A 21863-nucleotide genomic window follows, 5' to 3' on the forward strand; every position below is an offset into this window, starting at 1 on the left:
AATACGGCCACTTGATTAAGTGAACAGATCAAAATTTAAAGTTCAAAGTAAAATAGTTTAACCGTTTGTTAATCAAACCATTCCAGTTTATTATTATTGATTACACCGCGTACTTTGCCTTTCAGGGTTTTTCCTAAAAATGGGGTATTTTTTGATTTTGAATAACTTTTATCAAAAACCCATTCGGTACCACTTTCAAAAAAAGTAAGGTTGGCATCTGCGCCTTCCTGAATATGTTCTTCCTGTAACCTTAAAATGTATCTTGGCTGGGAAGTTAGCTTTTCAATAATATCTTCAATGGACAAACCACTATACATTACCGACAATGAAAAAGCAGTTTCCAGTCCGGTTATACCAAAATCAGCGTGATCAAATTCGAGATTTTTACTTTCCTCATCATGCGGATTATGATCCGAAACGATTGCATTAATAGTTCCGTCGGCCAGACCTGTGCGAAGAGCAGATATGTCATCAGAGGAACGGAAAGGTGGATTTACTTTCAGATTCGTATCAAAATCTAGCAAATCACTATCCTGAAATGCTAACTGATGTGCTGCTACATCACATGAAACCGGCAAACCTTTTAATTTGGCATTTCTGATCAGGCCAACAGCTTCTTTTGTTGAGATCAACGAAATATGTAATGCTGGAGACTGGGAAACATACATACTTTTTTCAAGTGCATATTCCAGTAATTTCAAATCCCGGTTCAGCATCATTTCTTCTGCCAGGGAAGGCATCCCTTTCATTCCGATCAGCGTGCTCGTTACACCTTCATGCATTTGTCCGTACAATGTCAGCTGGCGTTCTTCCGGGCGATTCATCAGCAGTGCATTCATGGGTTGTAAATACAGGATCGTTTTCAGGAAAAGATCTGCATTCTGAACAGGATTTTCGCCATCTGTAAAAGCGATAGCCCCGGCTTCGTGCAGGTCGATCATTTCTGTAAAATCAATCCCCTGTGCTTTACGTGTGATGGCCGCTGCGACGTGTAGTTTTACCAGCCCGCCACTGCCCGACTGACGAATATAGGTCAGCGTATCTTTACTATGCACTACCGGCTCGGAATTGGGCAATAACACAATTTCTGTGAATCCACCGCGGGCTGCTGCAACACGAACAGATGCCAGATCTTCTTTATGTTCAAAACCCGGATCACGGGAAGCTACACGCATATCAACCCATCCAACCGAAACGCAGAGCCCTGCTCCTTCTTTTATTTCAGCATTGCCTGCTTCCAGGTTTTCCCCAATCTGTTTTAATTTTCCGTTTTCTATCAGTAAATCTTTTAACTGACCGTTGAAAGGGGATTTCTTGTCTATTATCCGAACTGAGCGAACTAATAATTTCATATTTTTTATTACAAAAACTGTATCCGGAAAAAGGTTACAATCCATTCTATATTACAAAAAAAAGCTCCCTACGGAGCTTCAAGCTTTTATCAGGCACCTATAAATTTTTGGTAATCTTCTGCTGAAAGTAGCCCGTCCATATCACCGGGATTTGATAAAGTTACTTTAACCATCCAGCCTTTTCCGTAAGGATCAGAATTAACCAGCTCCGGTTCGCCATCCAGCTCATCGTTCACTTCCACTACTGTTCCGTCCAGAGGAATAAATAAATCTGAAACTGTTTTTACCGCTTCAACCGATCCAAAAACTTCTCCTTTTTTTAAAGCATCACCAACAGTATTGATATCAACATAAACAATATCACCAAGCTCCTGTTGTGCGTGGTCTGTAATTCCTATAAATGCAGTATCTCCTTCGATACGAATCCATTCATGATCTTCGGTATATTTCAGTTCAGATGGGAAATCCATAATATAATTAGTGTAAGTTTTGAAAAGCCTTTCCATCGCAAATTACACGATGTAGACTGTATTTTCCAAATGGAAATTTTATTCTGCCAAATTGAACTTGATTTGCACACCGCCGGAAGTACTGGCTCTGTAAAAAGAGTTGGAAACCAATGGATCATTAAACATCCTGTCAAAGTAAAATTGAAGGCTTAATCTATTGTTAACCATATAATTAACAGTTGGGCGAAGCTGGAAATTAATGTTACCCGATATTGGTATGTTTTCACCATCAAATTTGCGCTGAATGGCACGCGTATCGCGGAATGTAAGGCCCAGCTGCATGGTCATATCGTTTTTCAGCTTTTTCTTTACACCATTGATCTTAAATGGCAAAGGAACATTGTTCTTGGTAAAACCGATATTGATTGTAACATCCTGATTAAAAAGCTCAGCAACCTGTGCATTTGAAAGATTTAAAGCCACCGTTCTGTCACGGTTATATTCCAGACGGGCAGTGATCTTATTTTGCGTCCGGAATTCCACACCCAAAAGTGGCTGGAACCTTTCTGCAAGTGTTATTGTGCTCATAGAGAATACAGGAATATACTGCCCGAGGTCATTCAGCCTCGACGACAATGGATAACCGGTCACAGCAAGGTTTACATACAGAGATGTATAATCAAGGGAAGATGTAAAATTACCAACACTGTAATCAGAGCTATATTTGTGTTTGATGGTAAAAGAGCTGAACAACCTTTTAAACATAGGCAGCTGCGCCAGGCCGCTATAGCTCAAATCCCAGTTAGGCATTGGAAATTTCAGGAACGGATTGGTACGGACCTTACTCGTATCAGCAGTTCCTTTACCCGAATAAGCTGCGAAAAAAGCTGCGATCAATACGTCCTGTGATGTTTCATTATATTCACCCTTTACATCCGAATGATTCCGGTTACTCAGAACTTCAATCATTTTTGCGCGGTAAGCCCTGAACTTATCAAACACCGGAGAAGAATTATCCCTGTTCTGTTTGGTAAATGCAGTACGGAAAGACCAGAACGACATACTGAACTGTCCGTTCCGTAATGGGCTCTGCGAAGTATACAGACCCGTAGAATCCGGCCTGTAAAATTCCTGATACGCATCCTGACGTGTTAATCTCACGTCGATAATCATTCTGAAATCTTTAAATGGTTCCAGGGTTGTACCGGCTGCAAACTTTTTGGCGATGGTTTGTTGAAACGGCTGGTTTTGAACCTGGCTTTTAGTTATCCAGCCTTTATCACCAGCTTTTATCTGAAAGTTACGGTCTTGTTGTCCGAGTACAAATGGTAATCCCGGAGCATTGGCATTATCAAGTCCAAAATATTGGGGAGCTCTGAGATAACCTGGAAGAGCCGTTGTCTCCAGTACGGAATAACTGAAATTGATCCCTCTCACAGTCATCAGCGCACGTGTTATATTTTTTACAATATCCGTGGTACGCATATCTATGTCTTCAATATCACCCGGGCTCCGAGCAAAATTCTTGCGTACAGCCGAAGGTGTATTGGCAAATTTCAGGTAACGCAACTTATTATAAAGCAATACAAAATCGACTTTGCCCGTAACACCTCTTTCCCTGCTGTTCCGGATGATATCACCAAAAGGCGCACCGGTAGTATCCACCAGTCCTAATGCATTCGCCTGATATGAGTATCCGATAGAGTGTTTGTAATCTGCCGTCATCCAGTCGAGAACAGGAATTTTGTCAAGCGGCAAACGATAGGTAAAATCAATCTTCTGATCGAAGTTTTTCATACGGCCCAGTTTTTTAAAATTGGACCATAACGAATCTTTTTTCGCCGATGTATTAATATCTCCCGTTGGCTCATCAATAATAGAATTAGCGGAAGAATTATACGACAGTGTCATATTTTTGGTCAGGTTCCAGCTGAAATCATAATACCGGTTAAACCAGAAATATTTTTCATAAGTAGGCAGAATCCCATCCGTAGTAAGATCCGAATTTCTTAACTGGGTTTTCAGGAAACGGCGGTCTACATCAGCCCGTACCGAAACCATATTTGGAAGTAGTGTCAGGTTAAAATCTTTGATCAGTTCAGCCCAGCGATTTTTAGCTGCAAAGTTTTTAAACGGTTCAAATGCTTTTGGCTGACTGCTGTAAACATAGGCTATCCCACCTTTATACATGCGCTGCGAATATTCCTGAGTCAGGATATTTCTTCTCCTGTCGTCACTGAAAGCATACGTAAAAGATAAATTCTCAAAATCATAAAAGTGATTTCTGACGCCCTGCTTTGTCTTAACTTTCCGGACATTAGAAAAATTTATTCCTCTTTTCACGGCATTCTCTTCTACCATCCGGCTGTACCCGTCTCTTTCGTCCGACGATAAATTGGCCAGAGTAGTATTAAGCGGTGTATCCGGATCAAGCGGATCAAAGTGTGGTTTTACATTTCTGCGGTCATAACTCACAAATACAGGAATACTAAATCCCCAGCTTTGCGGCAGTAATTTGTCCAGTGCAATATTGGAAGAAAGGCCATACTCTGTTGTTAAATTCCTTGTCCGTTCACCTATCCGCTGCTGTACACTTCCAAACCCGAAAGTTTCAACCCGGCCGGAAGCGGTTAATGTCGCAAAATCCGCAAGTTTGGCATCCAGCTGCGCAATGGCTGCTACGCCTCCGGTTTCATCAAAACCTTCCACATGCATCTCATCCACCCAGATACAGAAACTCTTTGAGACTTCATCGGCAGATTTTGAATTGGTCATCCCGATCATCATCACTCTTACCGAACTTAAATCAGGATTTCCAACAACTGTAATATTGTATCGCCCGTCAGAAGTAGGTACCGTATAAGGCACGCTCTGGTTCCTGCCAATTTCCTTATTCCTGGTTGCTTTTGCACTGATCAGATCTGCCAGTAAAATATTAAGTTCATTCGCTTCCGGCCATACTTCCGTTGGAGTGGCTGCCGTAGTTCTGGATGCCTGCAGTTTGGATATATCAATTTCATAATAGTTCTGCGTAATGTCGGTTCCAATCCGCATGAATGCACCAACCATATTGTCCTCTTCACGTTCGTTGTGCATGTGCACGTACATCCGTAATCTTTTCCTGAATAATAAATCCAGGTTTACATTTTTATACACAGCACGGGAATCCCCGTCACGAAGATCGGTAACGCACAAACTCATGGATTGCTCATTCAGAAGCAAAGGCGGCCTTTGTGTATTGTCCTGATCGCGTATCCAGCCTGGAGGAATAGTGTAAACGTATTTATTATTCTCGTTGTTCTTCTGGCCATTTTCTTCAATACTTACTGTACCAACCGTAAATTTGGCATCGTAAGGTTCCGGAACTTCCTGCAATCCACCGTCATCCAGATTCGATGTATATTTCCGGTATTGCTGGCCTACCATTTGTAATTGTGCAAAACGTAGCACAACCGGTTGCTCAAACTCAGTCAGGTACATCCGCATAAAACGAATTGACTTAAACCCATTTATTGCACCAACCTGTCCCGTAAACTCTTTGATAGGTACCCTGAATAAATACCAGCTTTGCCCATCTGCTGTATTAACCGATTTATCAACAATAAAGCCTTTTCCTATTGCAAGTTCTCCGGGTTTGAGATCTATTTCATATTCGTAATAAGCTTCGTTATCATTAATGGTATTGTCGACATTCATATCCTCACCATCAGGAACATTGGTGGAAGATGGTGTAACGTCTGCTGAACGTCCTGCACTTTCAGGAGAGTTGTTCTCCATTCCAACATAATTTTTGTAACGCTCAATGATTTTCAGGTTAGCTGCGTCCTGTTCAGCTCCCAGAAAGAACTGAAAATCGTCACCAGAAGGGTCACCCATAATTCTTGCTTTGGCTTCGGCACTTAGATTTGCAGGAAGACGATCAAGATATGATTTAAAAAATACCCTTTCCTCATCGTTGCTTAATCCATCCAGACCTACATCCTGTTTCTCCCGTGCTCCGTTTTCATTCGTAAAAGCATTGATCAGATATTGTGATTTTGTAACATATCCCCAAGCCGTGGAATCTACATTGGTACCTACTACTTTTGGTACAATAGGAAGTCCATTCTCAAAGTTATATCGTTCGTCGGGAATGGCATCTTCGGAAATATCTCCCAAATTGAATACCAGTTTTCCACCTGTTGTATTCACTTTGTTTTCAGTTCCATCCTGCACAATTCCATTTCCCTTGCCATCGTTGATGAACGGATCAAGCATCCAGAACTCAATACTTTCAATGTTGGCATTATCAAAATCATTGTCTGAAGTTATGGCCCTGCTCAATGCACCAAAATTTTGCTTTGGTAATTTAAGCCGTCCGTCGGTAGCCAGGTCTGTATTGTAATTATACATTCCTCTTTCAGAAGGATAATAGGCAATGTCAAGAATATTCTGAGGGTAAGTTACTAAACCAGCAATAGCACGGTTTGGAAAAATCTGATTGGGCAGGTATAGTTTTGCATAATAATTTGCACGGTCCGCATCTGTGATATTTGCAGGCGGCGTATATCCGCCACCTAATCCCTGCGCTCCACCAAAAATATTGTCGATTGTGTAGGCCGAAATTTTTGCACGTTTGTAACCATAACTTAATGAAGTACCAGCTATACCATTACTAAACTTAGCAGGCACACTTGCCACTCTCCATTTTTGCGGTTGTCTGGCCAGATCATAAACAGTACGTGCGGCTTCAAAGTCATCAACAAGTGAGCGGTTATTTACGTCTTTGGATACACCGGGGAAAAGTTTGGCTACCTCGGCCTTAAACTGGATACTAGACATTTCCTTGGTTTGCAGAAATGGCAACCTGTCAAGCCACTTCGTCAGAAACGGTACATCTTTCCTGAGATTGATGTCAAATCCGAGCATTGTATTATTCACAGGTTCGTTACCAATAGATACACGCGTCAGAAACCCGGCTGTTCTTTCACGGTATTTCATGGCCGTCATCCCAATGCTCAAATCCCGGTTTACAACATAATCCAAACGGGTCCCTAACAAAGAACGCGTCTGGTTCTGAAACATATCGGGGCGTTCATATTCAATTACGATTTCGCGGCCTGAGTTTAAAATACTCTGGTTAAGCAATCTGACGCGGCCTAGCTGTGCTTCCACCAGATAATCAGAACCAGCTGATAATGGAACACCACCGGAAGTAACCGTTACCGAAGTTTCCAAAACACCAAATGGCAATGATACTTCTGCTCCTTCGCTGGACTGATAAGACCCTTTCAGAAAAAATTTGTTCCTTTCTGTGATCTGCTGAGCATCTATCATGGTTTTGCTATATAGCTCACCAAACACATATTTGCTACGGTACTGATCTTCTCCTGACCCGAATTTTTTAGAAAGTGTACTTCCAAATGGTTCAAGTACGGGGAATATAATCCTGCCGGTTTTGCTATCTACCGTTATTCCTTCTACAAAGTCAAAATTACCATCCGGCTGCAAGTCATTGACAGGATTCAGCCGGTCCAGTCCAAAGAGGCGTATCAACGGTACGTTGGCAATACTACTTTCCTGAAGATTGGGATTATCTATACCAGTTAAATCATCCTTATAAATAACCCGAAGCTGAAATCCTTGTTTCTCGATCTGGCTGGTTCCTAATGAGTACACATTTTTCATCATCAGGTTCCACATCGGCAGATTTGTATTGTTCCGAAGCGTTGAAGATTTTAATAATTTTAAAGCAATTACTTCATCATCTGTTCTTGCCTGATAATCTTCTGTAAGCTCTCCGACTTTATAAGCTCTTCCGTTTAATGTATATTCATAAGCAACCGCAAGAACTTCGTCATTTCTAAGTGTATTGGTTAAAGAAATATAACCCAGTTGGGGCTGAAAAACATAATCTGTTCCGGCAACCAGCCTTTTAGCACCTCTTAACAATTCGTAATCTTTGGTTTTTTCAAATCCCAGAGCAGTTATTGCCGAATTTGTATTATCAACCTGTCTGAATGCAGCATTGGTTTGTAAGTTTTTATACAATCCGTTTGCCGCATTGTCACCTGGAGAAGTTCTATTAATCGGCTGAAGAGTAGCGTTTGCTGCTTTAAATGGAGCAGGTTCACCCATATCCGCAAATCCGACAACATTTCTTAAAGACGAAGTTGTTGTTGTCCTATTGGTTACATACACCTCGATTCTGGTTACTGTAACGCCGGAAGTAATGGTTGGAGTTGTTGTTAGCGAAGATTCATAAATATTTCTAAAAGTATTGTGACAGAAAGAAATTCCGGTTCTCGTCATAAGTATCAGCGCGAATCTCGTATTCCCTTCCCTGTGCCCCACCTCTCAAAACGATTCTTTCTTTACTTGATTTCTGTTGGGAAGCAACGAAAGTCGCCTTTAATCTCCCAAACTGGAAATCCGTTTTTATCCCGAACAAATTCTGGACACCCGGAATTAACTGGCTGTTAATAGCCCAGTTAATATTTCCTGCTTCAATTTTTTTAATAAAGCTTTCCTCGGGATTTTTATAATTCAGTTTTATCGCATTCTCAAAATTGAAGTTGGCTTTCGTATCAAAGTTGGTCTGGAAACCAAGCATATCTCCCAGCCGGGCGTCAAAGTTGATATTGATCTGTTCGTTAAAGATAAATTGGGTATTTCGTCTCTGACGGATCGGAATAGAAGGATTATCCAAAAACTGGTTCATTACTCCCAAATCGAGAGAAACAAATCCGGTAGGTTTAAAATTAATGAAGTCATCACCAAGCAGTTTTGAAATAGCCGGCGGCATATCCAGTTTAGGCAAAAGTCCGCGGGCACCCATTGCGCTTTTGCCATCCTGCCTGCCAGCATATTCGCGCAGCAGGCTTTTGTAAGCCCTGTCTTCCTGAACTTTATCATATTGTTCAAGATTCATACCTTCCGGTGCCCTGAAATCCAGATTTCCTGTTGGTGTTTCAATGCTCTCTGATACAGCAATCTTTCCGGAACTATCCAGCAAAATAGAGGTAGAAATATTGGAAGGGTCTTTCAGATAAAAGGGCGAACGGGGCCTTGGCTGGGCAAATTTGTTAGAATAATAATCCTTCCAGCGCATGATGAACTGGTTGCCGGATCTATCAATATTTTTTTTGGTAGTATCATTTACCAGCGTGTCGGCCAATAAGGCCCAATCTCCCGGTTCACTGGAATAAACATTCGTCTCAACCGACAAAGAAGCCAGCATCACCCCGCAGGTGGATATTGTGAATGTCTTAAAAAGTAAAGAGTAAAGTGCTGACGACAAGGCTAATATTCTTATTTAGAGAAGGTTACTGCTACGATCCTATTCATCATATCCAATAATGGTTAAAGTATGCGATATCCTGCTAACAACCATTTCCACACAGCTAGCGAAGCGCCAGTTTAATTAATTGCTCCACGCTCATTTCCTGGCCCTCACGTTTAATGATTACATCGAGGCTTTTTTCCGCTGTTACTTTCGGAATTCCCAATGTTATTAAGGCTGCAAGTGCTTCACTTCGTATCGTGTTTGACTGGCTGCCGAAAGATTTAATTTCAGTTATACCAAATGCTTCCTTACGAATTTTATCCTTTAACTCTAAAATAACTCTTTGGGCAGTTTTTAATCCGATCCCTTTAATGGACTGTATCAAACGCAAATCTTCATCAACGATACCTTGTCTGATTTCGTTGGATGACAGCGAGGACAACATGACCAAAGCAGTAGATGGCCCAACACCCGAAATACCAATTAAATCTAAAAAAAGCCTTTTCTCATCAACTCCCCAAAAGCCGTACAAAATATGTGCGTCTTCACGGATATTCAAATAGGTGACCAGTTTACAACGCTCGCCATATTCAGGTAAAGATGTATAGGTTTGCAATGAAATCCTGATCTCGTAACCAATTCCATTTACATCAATAATTGCATAAGCAGGATCTTTGTAAGTAACCGTTCCGTTAACGTAAGCAATCATATATATAGTATGTGTATTTACAATCAGTTATTAACTGGAAATAATTAGTTTTTGGCCCGGTTTAATCTCGTTTCCTCTTATCTTGTTAGCCTTTTTGAGGTGATCAAGCTGTAAACCATAACGTTGCGAAATAGTCCACAAAGTATCACCATGCTGAACAGTGTGATAACGCATTTTTATCCCTCTGTCTTTTTTAACTTTTCGTTCCGGCTGGTCCAGATTTGCAAAATGTTCTTTTTTGGCAGGAACAACTTCTTTAACCTCTTTCATGATCACCAGTTTCTGCCCTTTTTTAATCACGCTTTTACGAAGGTGGTTCCATCTTTTCAAATCGGCAACCTGTATTCTGTATTTTCTGGAAATGGATTGCAAAGTTTCTCCTCTTCTGACAATATGAGAAGATTTCTTTGTTTTACTGACCGTCGTAGAAGCTGATGACTGGTTGTCTTCAAATTCCTCCTCATCATCGTTGCTAACATAAGCATAAGGAAATGCAACACCTTTACTTAATGAATCGGTACGGCAACTGTCAGCCATCGCCATCATCATATTGGCAGCAATAAACTTACGCGTACAGGAGTCCATGATCGACAGCCTGTTACTAACCAGATAAGTATATTGTATACTTGGTACTCTAAGTACGAAGTCCCTTGTTTGATCGGGAAGCAGGTTTTTTGTAATAGAAGGATTCAGTCTGCCCAGATCCTGAAAATCTATTCCGCTATTTTGGCAAAATGCAACGAGGTCAATATACCCGTTGATATGAATGGTATCATTAGGAATTTGATATTCAGGATTCTTAGCATAAATCCCATGATCATTTCCATAATTCATCATGTAGTTCATCGCTACATACTGAGGTACATAAGAGCGTGTTTCTTTTGGCAATGCATTATATATAGTCCAGAATGTAGTTCCATGCGAGCGGCGCATAGCGCGTTTTATATTTCCGGGCCCTGTGTTATAAGAGGCAAGTGTAAGCTCCCAATCACCAAAAATATTGTAAAGCTGTTTAAGATATCTGCAGGCGGCATCCGTAGCTTTTACAGGTTCAAAGCGCTCATCGATATAACTATCCTGATAAAGTCCGAACTCACGGCCGGTCGCAGGCATAAACTGCCATAATCCTCCGGCTCTTGCGCGTGAAATTACTTTGGGGTTCAGGCCAGACTCAATCATGGATAAATATTTGAGCTCAGTTGGAAGGCCGTATTTCTGAAGTGTTTTTTCAAAAAGTGGAAAAAATACCGGCATTTTTTCCATCATGGTCTGTGTAAAGTCTGTCTTTTTATAAATAAAATATTCAACAAACTCATGGGAAGATTTATGATAAGTGAGAGGAATTGATTTCTCAAGTCTTGCAAATCTTTCCCTCAGCAGTTTTTCAGGTATTGCAGGTGTTGCCCCTATTTCCTCAAGATCAGGTAATGGTAATCCGATCTCGTCCGCCGACACTGCCATAGCAAGTGTGTCTATTTGTTCCTGCTTTTCCTGTAGTATGGTTTGGAAAGCGCCAGCCGCAACAAACGGCGTATTATAAAATCCTGCACAAATGGCTCCAAGCCATAATAATTTTTTCGAAATCTTCATCAATAATTGCTTTTGAAGGTTAATCAATTCCCGGTTTTCAATGGCTTTATCTGTTGATAAAAAGTGACAGACATAAATCCTATTTATAATTTTCAATATCTGAAAATTAGCCTGTTGAATTAGAATAATCTCTAATACAGTAAATTACTGACTCTATTAAAGTAAGATATATTTTTTCTGCATTTTAGAATTCACTTTGGCACGGTTTTTTAATCTCACCAAGTGTTAATTCCGTATTTACTATTTAAAAGACGAAAATAACGATATTTCTTAATTCAAGAATAATTTTAAGAGTTACTTTGCAACACTACATTATTTTTCTTCGTAATGGAAGACAGATACTTTGTGAATGCAAACATTTTTTCTTCACCAAAAAAAGGAGCCATTACCTGAATTCCAATTGGCATACCACTTGTATCGGTACCATTAGGAATAGCAATGGCCGGATTCCCAACCACATTAGCCTGCACCGTAAAGATATCAGCAAGATACATTTGTAATGGGTCTTCTGTTTTCTCCCCAATTGTGAATGCAGTGGTGGGTGTCACCGGAGAAATCAGAAAATCAAACTGCTCAAAAAACTTTTGTGTTTCTTCCCGGACTAATCTTCTAACGCGCTGGGCTTTGGTATAGTATGCGTCATAGTAATTTGCACTTAAAACAAAAGTACCCAACAGGATTCTTTTCCTCACCTCTTTTCCAAAACCTTCCGTTCTGGATTGCTTGTAAAGCGATTCCAGATCCTTCGTTTGAGCAGAACGATGGCCATATCGGACACCATCAAATCTGGATAAATTAGAACTTGCCTCCGCAGTAGTAAGAATATAATAAGTAGGTAGTAAATAATCGAGTAACGGCATTTCTATCGGCTCCACCTCATGCCCGTCCGCTTTCAGCCGATTAATGATATCCAGTGTATTTTGCCTGATCTCAGGAGAAATGGATTTACTTTCTATGGTTTCGCGTATGTATCCTATGCGCGCTTTCCCATTCCAGTCAGCAACTGAACTATATGAAGGAACGCCTTGAGGCGCAACTGTACTATCAAATTCATCTGGCCCAGCCATTATTTCCAGCAAAAGTGCCGCATCTTCCACACTTTTGGTAATAGGGCCGATACTGTCAAAAGAAGAGGCATAAGCAACAAGGCCCCAGCGGGAAACACGTCCGTAGGATGGCTTCATCCCAACCACACCGCAAAAAGCGGCTGGCTGGCGAACCGATCCGCCTGTGTCACTTCCCAGAGATGCGTGGCATAAGCCAGCCTGGACGGCAACTGCGGAACCTCCGGATGAACCTCCGGGAACCTTGGAATTATCAGCAGCATTAAGAACAAACCCCAGTGAGGAGTTTTCATTGGAAGAACCCATAGCGAATTCATCACAATTCTGCCTGCCAATAACAATAGCGTCTTCATCCAGAAGGCGCTGAACTGCAGTAGCAGTATAAGGAGCTATATAAGAATTAAGAATCTGGCTACCAGCCTGCAATGCATGCCCTTTGTAGGAAAGTACGTCTTTAAGACCAATAATGAGGCCGGCAAGTCGCCCGGCAGTACCATCATTTATCTTTTCATCAATAAGAATTGCTGACTGTTTTGCTTCATCAGTGTAGACATCAACAAAGGCATTAAGATGAGCATTGGACGCAATCCGTTCCAAATAATGATTAACCAACTGCACGCAGGTAAGACTTCCTTTGTGCAAATCATTCTGAATTTCTATTAGCGTAAAATACTCTTTCAATGTATTAATATATTGGGTGGGGTTATAAATAAAGAATCAGAGCCAATAAGTTAGACTTAACGGCTCTGGCTAGTACTACGACAAGATTAAAGGGTTATTTAGGATCCTCCATACTTTTTTCGATATTTTCCTTTACGTCTTTGGTAGCGTTCTTAAACTCGTTAATACCCTGTCCCAAACCGCGCATCAGCTCAGGAATTTTCTTCGCACCGAAGAATAACAAAACGAACAATGCGACCAGAAAGATCTCTTGTCCACCCAATCCCATAAATGCCAAAACGGTTAATGATCCCATATCTATTTTCTTTTTTATGTTTACAAAAATACTTATTCTTTTCTTAAAGAACTAAATTACTTCGAACTTTATCCTAGACTTTATCCTATATTAATCGTTTTTTCCTGTTTCTCCCACTCACTAAACTTATTAACATCGCTTCCAAGTGTTTTGATCAGCCATATCACCAGAGCGATATCATCTGTGATTCCTATTAATGGCAAAAAATCAGGTATGATATCAATCGGGGAAATGAAATAAATCAAAACTGCTACAATTGAAACCAGGCTTTTCCAGGGAAGACCTTTGTATTCTCCCGAAGCATATGCCTTCACCATCCGGATCAATAGCTGAACGTTACTTTGAAATTCTGCCATATTACCCTTAAAACCAACCGTATTCAGCTTACCCATTACCTGCTGTGCCAATTCCATCAACCGGGTTGCATTTCCGGCATATCGCCCCGCCTTTCCTTTTGCATTTTTAAAAAAAACGGATTTTAATATTTTTGTTATTAGTGAATCATTATCCATTTGGGAAAAATCAAAAGTGTTTGTTATGACAATATAACTATCTATGTACGCAAAAAATTGCACATTGGATTGCGACGTATTACTTTTCTGTCAAAAAATAAAATTCTTTATGGTTTTAACAAATTATGTATTCAAATTTAGGGCATATTTTAAAATACTGAGTTCTTAACATTAAATATATTCTTTATGAAGATTACCGTCGTAGGTGCTGGTGCCGTAGGTGCAACCACAGCTGACAATATTATTCGTCGTGAGCTGGCCGAAGAAGTCGTATTATTGGATATCAAAGAGGGAGTAAGTGAAGGGAAGGCACTGGATATGTACCAAACGGCCGCTTTACTGGGATTTAATACCAAACCCATTGGCTCAACCAATGATTACGAAAAAACCAAAGGCTCGGATGTCGTTGTGATTACCTCTGGCCTTCCCCGTAAGCCCGGCATGACACGTGAAGAATTAATTGGCATTAATGCAGGAATCGTTAAAGGTGTTACTGAAAATATTCTTAAGTATTCCCCAAAGGCCATCATCATTGTAGTTTCCAATCCGATGGATACAATGACTTACCTGGCATTTAAAGAATCGGGTATTCCTAAAAAACGGTTGATCGGTATGGGTGGTGCCTTGGATAGCGCACGTTTTAAAACTTACCTGGCATTGGAAATGGATGTTTCCCCGCTGGATATCCACGGCATGGTAATTGGCGGACACGGCGATACGACCATGATTCCTTTAACACGCCTTGCAACTTATAACGGCATACCGGTCAGCCGCTTTATATCACCTGAAAAACTGGAAAAAGTAGCTGCTGATACGATGGTGGGCGGAGCAACACTTACTAAATTAATAGGAACATCTGCGTGGTATGCTCCGGGTGCTGCAACATTACTTCTGGTGGAGAGTATCGTTCGCAATCAAAAGAGAATTGTGCCGTGCAGTGTGTATCTGAATGGAGAATACGGACAAAAAGATATTTGCATGGGTGTACCTGTTGTTCTAGGCCGTAACGGCTGGGAAAAGATAATTAATATAAGGCTAAGTGATGCTGAAAAAGCGGCGTTTGAAAAATCAGCTGAGGCTGTAAGATCTATGAATGGCGCGCTAAGCCTTTAAAGTCCAAATTGTTTCTAAAAACCGGCCCTCGAAAAATCAGGGCCGGTTTTTTATTTTATAACCCTTCTAGGTTTTGTTAATTCATACAATATTTTCTAATAAAGTTTGGGTGTATTCGAAATCACTTCTTAGAATAATTAAATTTTTTTAATTATTGATTGATGAATTGTGAAATATTGTTAAAAAACCCTGCTCATGCAATCTGTTACAATATATTGAACTATGTAAAGAAAGCAATTTATAATTCCAATATACGGTAGGATTATATAGTTTAATTCTGCAACTTGCATGCTTTAAAATATTTTATTCACCAGTTATTAAACTGTTTCAATCAATTTTAACATCAATTTACTATTTAAGCCACAGATTCTATTTATGAGAAAATTACTAATTCTACTTATTATGACCTTTGTCTCTTCTGCTATATACGCACAAGGAATAAAAGGTAAAGTTACTGATGCCAAAACCGGAGCTGGTCTTCCAGGTGTATCCATTCTGATTCAGGGTACAAACAATGGAACCGCTACAGACGCTGATGGGAATTACAACCTTAACATTGCCGATGGAAGTTACAAACTGAGCGCAAGCTTTATTGGTTTTACCACCCAGACTGTTGATGTGAAAGTAAGCGGAACAACAGAATTGAACATTGCACTTGCAGAAGGCACTGCTACACTGGACGAGATTGTCGTTACAGGTTCAAGAGCCGGTGGACGTGTTAATACAGAAAGCCCGGTTCCGGTTGACGTAATCAACGTGGCACAAATGACTACTCAGGTTCCTCAGAACAACCTGAACCAGATCATGAACATCGTTGCTCCATCTTTTACCTCAAATACAGCAACGGTTGCCGATGGAACTGACCATATTGACCCGGCTCAGCTACGTGGCTTGGGCCCGGATCAGGTTTTGGTATTATTAAACGGAAAGAGAAGACATACTTCTTCTTTGGTAAACGTAAACGGTACTCCGGGACGTGGATCTGTTGGTACGGATTTAAATGCAATGCCGGCATATGCTATTGAAAAAATCGAAGTATTGCGTGACGGTGCATCTGCACAGTATGGTTCTGATGCCATTGCGGGTGTTATCAACGTAAAAATGAAAGAATCGACGGGTAAATTGAATATGTCTCTTTACAGCGGTGCTAACTTTTCTCACGGTTCTAACGATCACACTGGTGGAATGGACGGAGAAAATCTTCAGATTGATGCTAACTATGGTGTTAGAATTGCCAAGAAAGGTTTTATCAACTTTACAGCATCTGCACTGACAAGAAAACCAACTTACCGTGCTGACTTCGCAACGGGTAACATATTCAATGCTTACAATGCCATTGAATATAGAGTAAAGCAAAGTGGCGGAAATGTTGGCGGGTTGGTTAATGATGTTGCGGCAATCAAACAAGGTGCATTAGGCGTGAGTTATCTGGATGCGGCAACGCAATCTTCCATTGCTGCTGCAAGTTCAATTGGTGATTTACAAAAAGTACTTGGCGCTGACGTAACAGACAACGAATTGGCATTTAGAGGATTACAAAGAAGAGACTTCAACATGCGTATTGGTCAGTCTGAATTGAAAAGTATTCAACTTTTCGCAAACATGGCTGTACCAATTAACGAAAACCACGAGTTTTACGCATTTGGTGGCTACGGAAAGAGAAAAGGAAACGCAGCAGGTTTTTACAGAAGACCAAACCAGGCTCGTACCTTTACAGGTATTTTCATCAATGGTTTCCTTCCAGAGATTCACTCTGACGTTATTGATGCTTCTGCGGCAGCTGGTGTTCGTGGTAAATTAGGCCTGTTCAATTATGATTTGAGTAATACATTTGGTTCTAACACATTTAATTATGGAGTAGAAAACACGGTAAACACAACCCTTTTGCAAAACTCTCCTACTGTTTTCAAAGCTGGTGGATTAAATTTCAAGCAAAACACGGTTAACCTTGATTTGAGCCGTAAATTTGACGTACTGTCTGGCTTGAATCTTGCTTTCGGTGGTGAGGCTCGTTTTGAGTCATACAGAATTAAAGCAGGTGACGAAAACTCATGGGCACGTTATGATGTGAATGGCAAAGTTATTACCTCATCTACACAATCTCCGCCAACTGATTTCTTTGGCGCAGCACGTCCGGGCGGATCTCAGGTGTTCCCAGGTTTCAGACCGGAAAATGCAGCAGAAACGAAAGACGCCAACCGTCAAAGTGTTGCTGTATATGTAGATACAGAATTGGAAGTAACCAGCAAATGGTTACTTGAAGGAGCAATCCGTTTTGAAAATTATTCAGATTTTGGTAGTACAACCAATTTCAAATTGGCTACACGTTACAAACTGACTGACAATATCAATCTTCGTGGTGCTGTGTCAACTGGTTTCCGTGCACCTTCTCTTGCTCAAATTTACTTTAACTCTACTTCGACTCAATTCGTAGGTGGTGTTCCTTTTGAAGTAGGTACATTCAGCAATGCATCTGATGCTGCTAATTTATTGGGTATACCTAAGTTGAAACAAGAAGAATCTAAAAGTTTCAGTGCAGGTTTTACGGCTAAAATACCAAGCTCGAATTTGACAATTACAGCGGATGGTTATTTCGTTCGTATTAACGACAGAGTAATCTTAACGGATCAGTTCTCACGTCCAAGCGGAACTGTAACTGGTTCGGCATTGGAACTGCAGCAATTGTTTGATAAGGCAAATGCAACCGCGGCTACTTTCTTCTCTAACGCGATCAACACACAGTCAAAAGGTATAGACATGGTGATTTCTCACAGAGCAAGGTTTGACAACGGTGCAACATTGAGAACGGATCTTGCCGGTACAGTTTCACAAACCAAACAAGTTGGTGATATCAAAGCGTCTAAAATCCTTGCAGACAACGGACAGATCAACAACTATTACTCTGAAGCTAACAGAATTTATCTTCAGCAGGCGATTCCTCGCGTGAAGTTTAACTGGAGCCATACGTTAAGCGTTAAGAAATTTGACCTGTTCCTTAGAAATGCATACTTCGGAAAAGTTACGGATCCTAATACAGTTGACGTAAATGGTGATGGTTTCATCGGTGCTACTATCGTTAACGGACAAGCTGTTGAAAACGAGCACCCTATTTGGGGAGGAAGATTGATCACAGACCTTTCTGTTGGATATCAGATTGCAAAATTTGTTAAAGTTGTTGTAGGAGCTAACAACCTGTTCGATATCTATCCGGACAGAAACTACAACTCAATCACTGCTAAAAGACCAACCGGTGTATCGGAAGGAAAAGTACTTTATGGCGCAGCTGCTTCAACAGTTGATTTGTCAAACGCAAACCAATTCGTTTATTCAAGAAATACTTCTCAATTCGGTATGAACGGAAGATTCTTGTTCGCTCGTCTGAACTTTACATTTTAATACCAGACAATCTGATCGGATTATTGAATAAGTCATAAACAAAAATGGGCAGCCTTAACCGGTTGCCCATTTTTGTTTATGAAGTAATCACTCGTATCGGATTTGATATTGCATGGCCACACCGTGCAATAGGTAATTTGTAAAAGTGAATTTTACAAAATGTGAACCGGAAGTATTAAGATTGTACCGAATATCATTTTTGATCTTAATCGTCAGCTGGATTTACCTAACGTAAAACAACTGACAAAGTGAGTACTAATATTGTAATTGCTCTAAACATAGACAAAATTTATAAAGATTTTGTAAACGAATAGCGGACGATATTCCTAATAAAAGATTAAATTAAAAGTCAGTTGAAATGAATTGTTTCATTGTAAATGAAAAAAACTTATTGATAACATTCTCTATTTGCAAACATATAAGTAAGCAATGTTCTAAGCTGACCTTGTTTTTATGTTTTGCCTTTTCTTCATTTTTACAAGCCCAGGAAACCCCGCCCTTAATTAATTATTCGCTTTCTGTTTATAAAGCACACAACCAAAACTGGTCTATAGACCAAAGCCAGAACCATATTATATATGCCGCCAATTCTGATGGATTACTGGAATACGATGGCGCTTCCTGGAAACTATATCCATTACCTAATCAGCAGATTGTCAGAACCGTATTATGTGACGAAGTTATGGTCGATAAATCACTAAGAGGAAAAACATTTGTTACAGGGACGAATACAGAAAACAGGATCTATGTCGGCGGTTACGGTGAATTCGGGTATTGGCATCCTACTGCAACGGGCCAGCTGGCCTATCATTCGCTGAGCAAAGATGTTAACTTCGCCAGTCTGAAAACAGAGGAGATCTGGCACATTCTCAAAACGCCGGAATATATCTATTTCCAGTCATTTTCGGCTATGTACCGATATGATGGCAGGAAACTAATCGAAATAAGCTCTTCCGGCAACTTTATGTTTTTAAGGTATGTCAATAACCGTCTTTTTATTCAAATGATTGGCAAAGGGTTATTTGAGCTGAAAGGTGAAAAATTCATCCCATTACCAGGAACAGAACAATTGGCCGGTTCTATTGTCTCTTCAATTTTACCATTCTCTAAAAATCAGATCCTCATTACCACTGCAAAACATGGCTTGTTTATTTGGCAAAATGGAGAGATGAAGCCCTGGAACATTCCTCTTTCCGAAGAGTTAAAAAAGAATATCGTTAACAAGGCTATTGTATTAAGTCAGGACAGCAGTTTCGTATTCGGAACAATACAAAAAGGCATTTATGTCATTTCACGAAACGGTACTTTAAAATACCAGTTTAATAAAGAAAACGGATTACAAAACAATACAGTACTGGCATTGGCAGAAGACAGCCGGAAACATTTATGGGCAGGGCTTGATCAGGGAATTGACCTGATCAAAATGTCTTCTCCATTTATATCCTATCAAACCAATAACAATCCCTTAGGTTCTGCCTATGCAGCGGCTATATGGCACGGAAACCTTTATGTTGGATCTAATAATGGTGTATTTGTAAAAAAATGGATGTCAGCCGATCCTTTTCGTGCCATTCCCGGATTAGGCGGACAAACCTGGAACTTAAAAGTGTTCAATGATCAGCTGCTTTGCGGGCACAATGATGCCACATTCCGTATAGACCATAAGGGGGTTACAAAAATATCTGACGTTACCGGCGGCTGGGTTTTTCTACCGGTTAAAAATGGAAACGACACCTTGCTGTTACAAGGCTCGTATACCGGCCTGAGTGTTTATAAAAAGAACAAAGAACATCTCTGGACTTATGCATACCCGGTCAAAGGAATACTTCCTCTCCCGATCCGGCAAATTGTTCAGGACAAAGACGGATCATTCTGGCTGGGACATGCCTACAAAGGGTTATATCGTGCCAAATTAACTGCGTTACTTGATTCAGTAATTCAGTGGAAAGAATACAAATCTCCAAAAGATATTCCTAGTGAATTTTCAGTAGAAATATCTAACTGGAAAAACATAATACAGATCAGGTCCGCCAACCAATTTTTGAACCTGACCTTAAAAACCAGCTTCATCTGAGTCAATACTTTACCGATTCTGACAATGAACCGTTTAAAATCCGGAACGGAATAAAAAATGAATGGTTTAAGGTTTTCATGAACAAAATCCTGATGTATAATGATAGTAATGAAGTAAAAACTTTTGAGCTGGCACTCATCCGAAATAGTGAAACGATTATCCCTGTTTCTGATCAGTATTACTTCTTTTGCCTTGCTAATGGATATGCTTTATACAACAGATCTTATTCTAAAAAGAACACTGTTAATAGTATTAGACCTATCATTCGTAAAATAGCGAATCTGCGTAACCTGGCCGAGACTTTTGCTATTGGCGGCAAAGTAACTTTACCGAAAGATATCCGCTCCATCAGGATCATGTATGCACTTCCAGTTTTTGGGCAGAATATACAGTATAAGTACAGATTAAAAGGGCTTTCAGATCAATGGTCGGAATGGACAGACCAGAATTTTGTGGAGTATACCAATCTTGAATCCAGCTCATATAATTTTGAAATCAAGAGCAGTTTAAATAATGAAATTACCTCCTATCCATTTTCAATTACTCCCTATTGGCGGGAAACAGCCTGGGCGAGATTTTTATTCGCTGTATCAATATTCCTGATTGTGGTTGCTCTCATCATTTATCAGGAAAAAAGGCTGGCAAGGCATCGCAGAAAACTGATAGAAGAACAGGAAGAAAAACTGCGCCAGGAAAGACTTTCCAGTGAAAGGAAAATTATGGAACTCCAGAACGAGAAACTCCAGAGTGAAATCAAAAGTAAGAGCCAGCAGATAAGCAATGTTGCTATTAATGTGGTTCGTAAAAACGAAATTCTGGAAGAAATAAGGGATGAGCTCAAACAGGTGAAACAGGAAATGGGCCAGCAACTTCCCAATATCCATTATCAAAAACTACTGAACAGTATTGAACGAAATGTAGCCGGCAAAGAAGACTGGGTTTTGTTTGAGGATAATTTCAACGAAGTACATGAAGAGTTTTTCAAGAGATTAAGAATGATTAGTCCAACCATTTCACCATCCGAACTCAGGCTTGCTGCATGTCTTCGCATGAACCTTTCTACAAAAGAAATGGCACCTGCACTTGGGATTTCCATTCGTGGCGTCGAAATAAAAAGATACCGATTACGTAAGAAACTAGGCCTGGAGCTGGATGCCAATCTGGTTCAGTACATGATGGACATTTAAATTGTTTGTATTAATCTAATACAAAAATCCATAAAATACTATTTATACTTGCATTATTCTCATTGATGTAGTTGTGATGTAGTCTGTTTTTGGAATTATCGGATTGTAAAATTCTAAATTTGCAACAATTCAATTAATTCTTGCAATAATTATATCACCAATTTTTCATCTTTATCA

13 protein-coding genes are annotated in these 21863 nt (G+C 40.2%); 4 read left to right on the top strand and 9 right to left on the bottom strand.

The window, feature by feature from the left end; translation table 11 throughout:
- Positions 1 to 68 precede the first annotated feature (68 nt).
- From KZC02_RS12310 to KZC02_RS12345, 9 genes are all read right to left on the bottom strand, one after another.
- The gene (locus KZC02_RS12310) at positions 69 to 1352 is read right to left on the bottom strand and encodes a dihydroorotase family protein (RefSeq protein WP_221394365.1); all 1284 of its coding nucleotides are present in this window, start codon (positions 1350 to 1352) and stop codon (positions 69 to 71) included.
- 89 nt (positions 1353 to 1441) lie between these two features.
- Positions 1442 to 1822: a glycine cleavage system protein GcvH gene (gcvH, locus tag KZC02_RS12315; protein WP_221394366.1), complete on the bottom strand. Its 381-nt coding sequence runs from the start codon at positions 1820 to 1822 to the stop codon at positions 1442 to 1444.
- 78 nt (positions 1823 to 1900) lie between these two features.
- Positions 1901 to 8092, bottom strand: a complete 6192-nt coding sequence (sprA, locus tag KZC02_RS12320; RefSeq protein WP_229254233.1) for a cell surface protein SprA — start codon at positions 8090 to 8092, stop codon at positions 1901 to 1903.
- Positions 8052 to 9080 (bottom strand): cell surface protein SprA, encoded by a 1029-nt coding sequence (gene sprA, locus KZC02_RS31765; RefSeq protein ID WP_229254235.1) that lies wholly within the window; start codon positions 9078 to 9080, stop codon positions 8052 to 8054. The genes sprA (KZC02_RS12320) and sprA (KZC02_RS31765) overlap by 41 nt, the downstream gene beginning before the upstream one ends.
- A gap of 103 nt (positions 9081 to 9183) precedes the next feature.
- A complete protein-coding gene (ruvA, locus tag KZC02_RS12325; RefSeq protein ID WP_221394367.1) occupies positions 9184 to 9774 on the bottom strand; it encodes a Holliday junction branch migration protein RuvA in 591 nt (196 codons plus the stop codon).
- A 30-nt stretch (positions 9775 to 9804) separates the two neighbouring features.
- Entirely contained in the window at positions 9805 to 11364 is a 1560-nt protein-coding gene (locus KZC02_RS12330) for a lytic transglycosylase domain-containing protein (protein WP_229254243.1), read from the bottom strand.
- Positions 11365 to 11651: 287 nt separating this feature from the next.
- Positions 11652 to 13109 (bottom strand): Asp-tRNA(Asn)/Glu-tRNA(Gln) amidotransferase subunit GatA, encoded by a 1458-nt coding sequence (gene gatA, locus KZC02_RS12335; RefSeq protein ID WP_221394368.1) that lies wholly within the window; start codon positions 13107 to 13109, stop codon positions 11652 to 11654.
- A gap of 94 nt (positions 13110 to 13203) precedes the next feature.
- Positions 13204 to 13404, bottom strand: coding sequence for a twin-arginine translocase TatA/TatE family subunit (locus tag KZC02_RS12340; RefSeq protein WP_221394369.1), 201 nt, complete (start codon positions 13402 to 13404; stop codon positions 13204 to 13206).
- An 80-nt stretch (positions 13405 to 13484) separates the two neighbouring features.
- On the bottom strand, positions 13485 to 13916 hold the full coding sequence (locus tag KZC02_RS12345; RefSeq protein WP_221394370.1) for a YkvA family protein: 432 nt from the start codon (positions 13914 to 13916) through the stop codon (positions 13485 to 13487).
- 186 nt (positions 13917 to 14102) lie between these two features.
- On the opposite strand from KZC02_RS12345, the gene mdh reads away from it, so the two are divergent.
- The 4 genes from mdh (at position 14103) to KZC02_RS31775 (ending at position 21686) form a co-directional block, all read left to right on the top strand.
- On the top strand, positions 14103 to 15029 hold the full coding sequence (gene mdh, locus KZC02_RS12350) for a malate dehydrogenase (RefSeq protein WP_221394371.1): 927 nt from the start codon (positions 14103 to 14105) through the stop codon (positions 15027 to 15029).
- A 375-nt stretch (positions 15030 to 15404) separates the two neighbouring features.
- Positions 15405 to 18425, top strand: a complete 3021-nt coding sequence (locus tag KZC02_RS12355; protein ID WP_221394372.1) for a TonB-dependent receptor domain-containing protein — start codon at positions 15405 to 15407, stop codon at positions 18423 to 18425.
- Between the two features lie 445 nt (positions 18426 to 18870).
- Complete coding sequence (locus KZC02_RS31770) at positions 18871 to 20499, top strand: hypothetical protein (RefSeq protein ID WP_229254245.1); 1629 nt, start codon at positions 18871 to 18873, stop codon at positions 20497 to 20499.
- Between the two features lie 77 nt (positions 20500 to 20576).
- A complete protein-coding gene (locus KZC02_RS31775) occupies positions 20577 to 21686 on the top strand; it encodes a triple tyrosine motif-containing protein (RefSeq protein ID WP_229254247.1) in 1110 nt (369 codons plus the stop codon).
- Positions 21687 to 21863 lie beyond the last annotated feature (177 nt).

This window comes from Dyadobacter sp. NIV53 (assembly GCF_019711195.1).
GTDB lineage: Bacteria > Bacteroidota > Bacteroidia > Cytophagales > Spirosomataceae > Dyadobacter.

Coding starts and splice junctions, on each gene's coding strand:
- KZC02_RS12310 (WP_221394365.1), bottom strand. CDS start 1,352: ATGAAATTATTAGTTCGCTCAGTTCGGATAATAGACAAGAAATCCCCT.
- gcvH (WP_221394366.1), bottom strand. CDS start 1,822: ATGGATTTCCCATCTGAACTGAAATATACCGAAGATCATGAATGGATT.
- sprA (WP_229254233.1), bottom strand. CDS start 8,092: ATGACGAGAACCGGAATTTCTTTCTGTCACAATACTTTTAGAAATATT.
- ruvA (WP_221394367.1), bottom strand. CDS start 9,774: ATGATTGCTTACGTTAACGGAACGGTTACTTACAAAGATCCTGCTTAT.
- KZC02_RS12330 (WP_229254243.1), bottom strand. CDS start 11,364: ATGAAGATTTCGAAAAAATTATTATGGCTTGGAGCCATTTGTGCAGGA.
- KZC02_RS12340 (WP_221394369.1), bottom strand. CDS start 13,404: ATGGGATCATTAACCGTTTTGGCATTTATGGGATTGGGTGGACAAGAG.
- KZC02_RS12345 (WP_221394370.1), bottom strand. CDS start 13,916: ATGGATAATGATTCACTAATAACAAAAATATTAAAATCCGTTTTTTTT.
- mdh (WP_221394371.1), top strand. CDS start 14,103: ATGAAGATTACCGTCGTAGGTGCTGGTGCCGTAGGTGCAACCACAGCT.
- KZC02_RS12355 (WP_221394372.1), top strand. CDS start 15,405: ATGAGAAAATTACTAATTCTACTTATTATGACCTTTGTCTCTTCTGCT.
- KZC02_RS31775 (WP_229254247.1), top strand. CDS start 20,577: ATGAACAAAATCCTGATGTATAATGATAGTAATGAAGTAAAAACTTTT.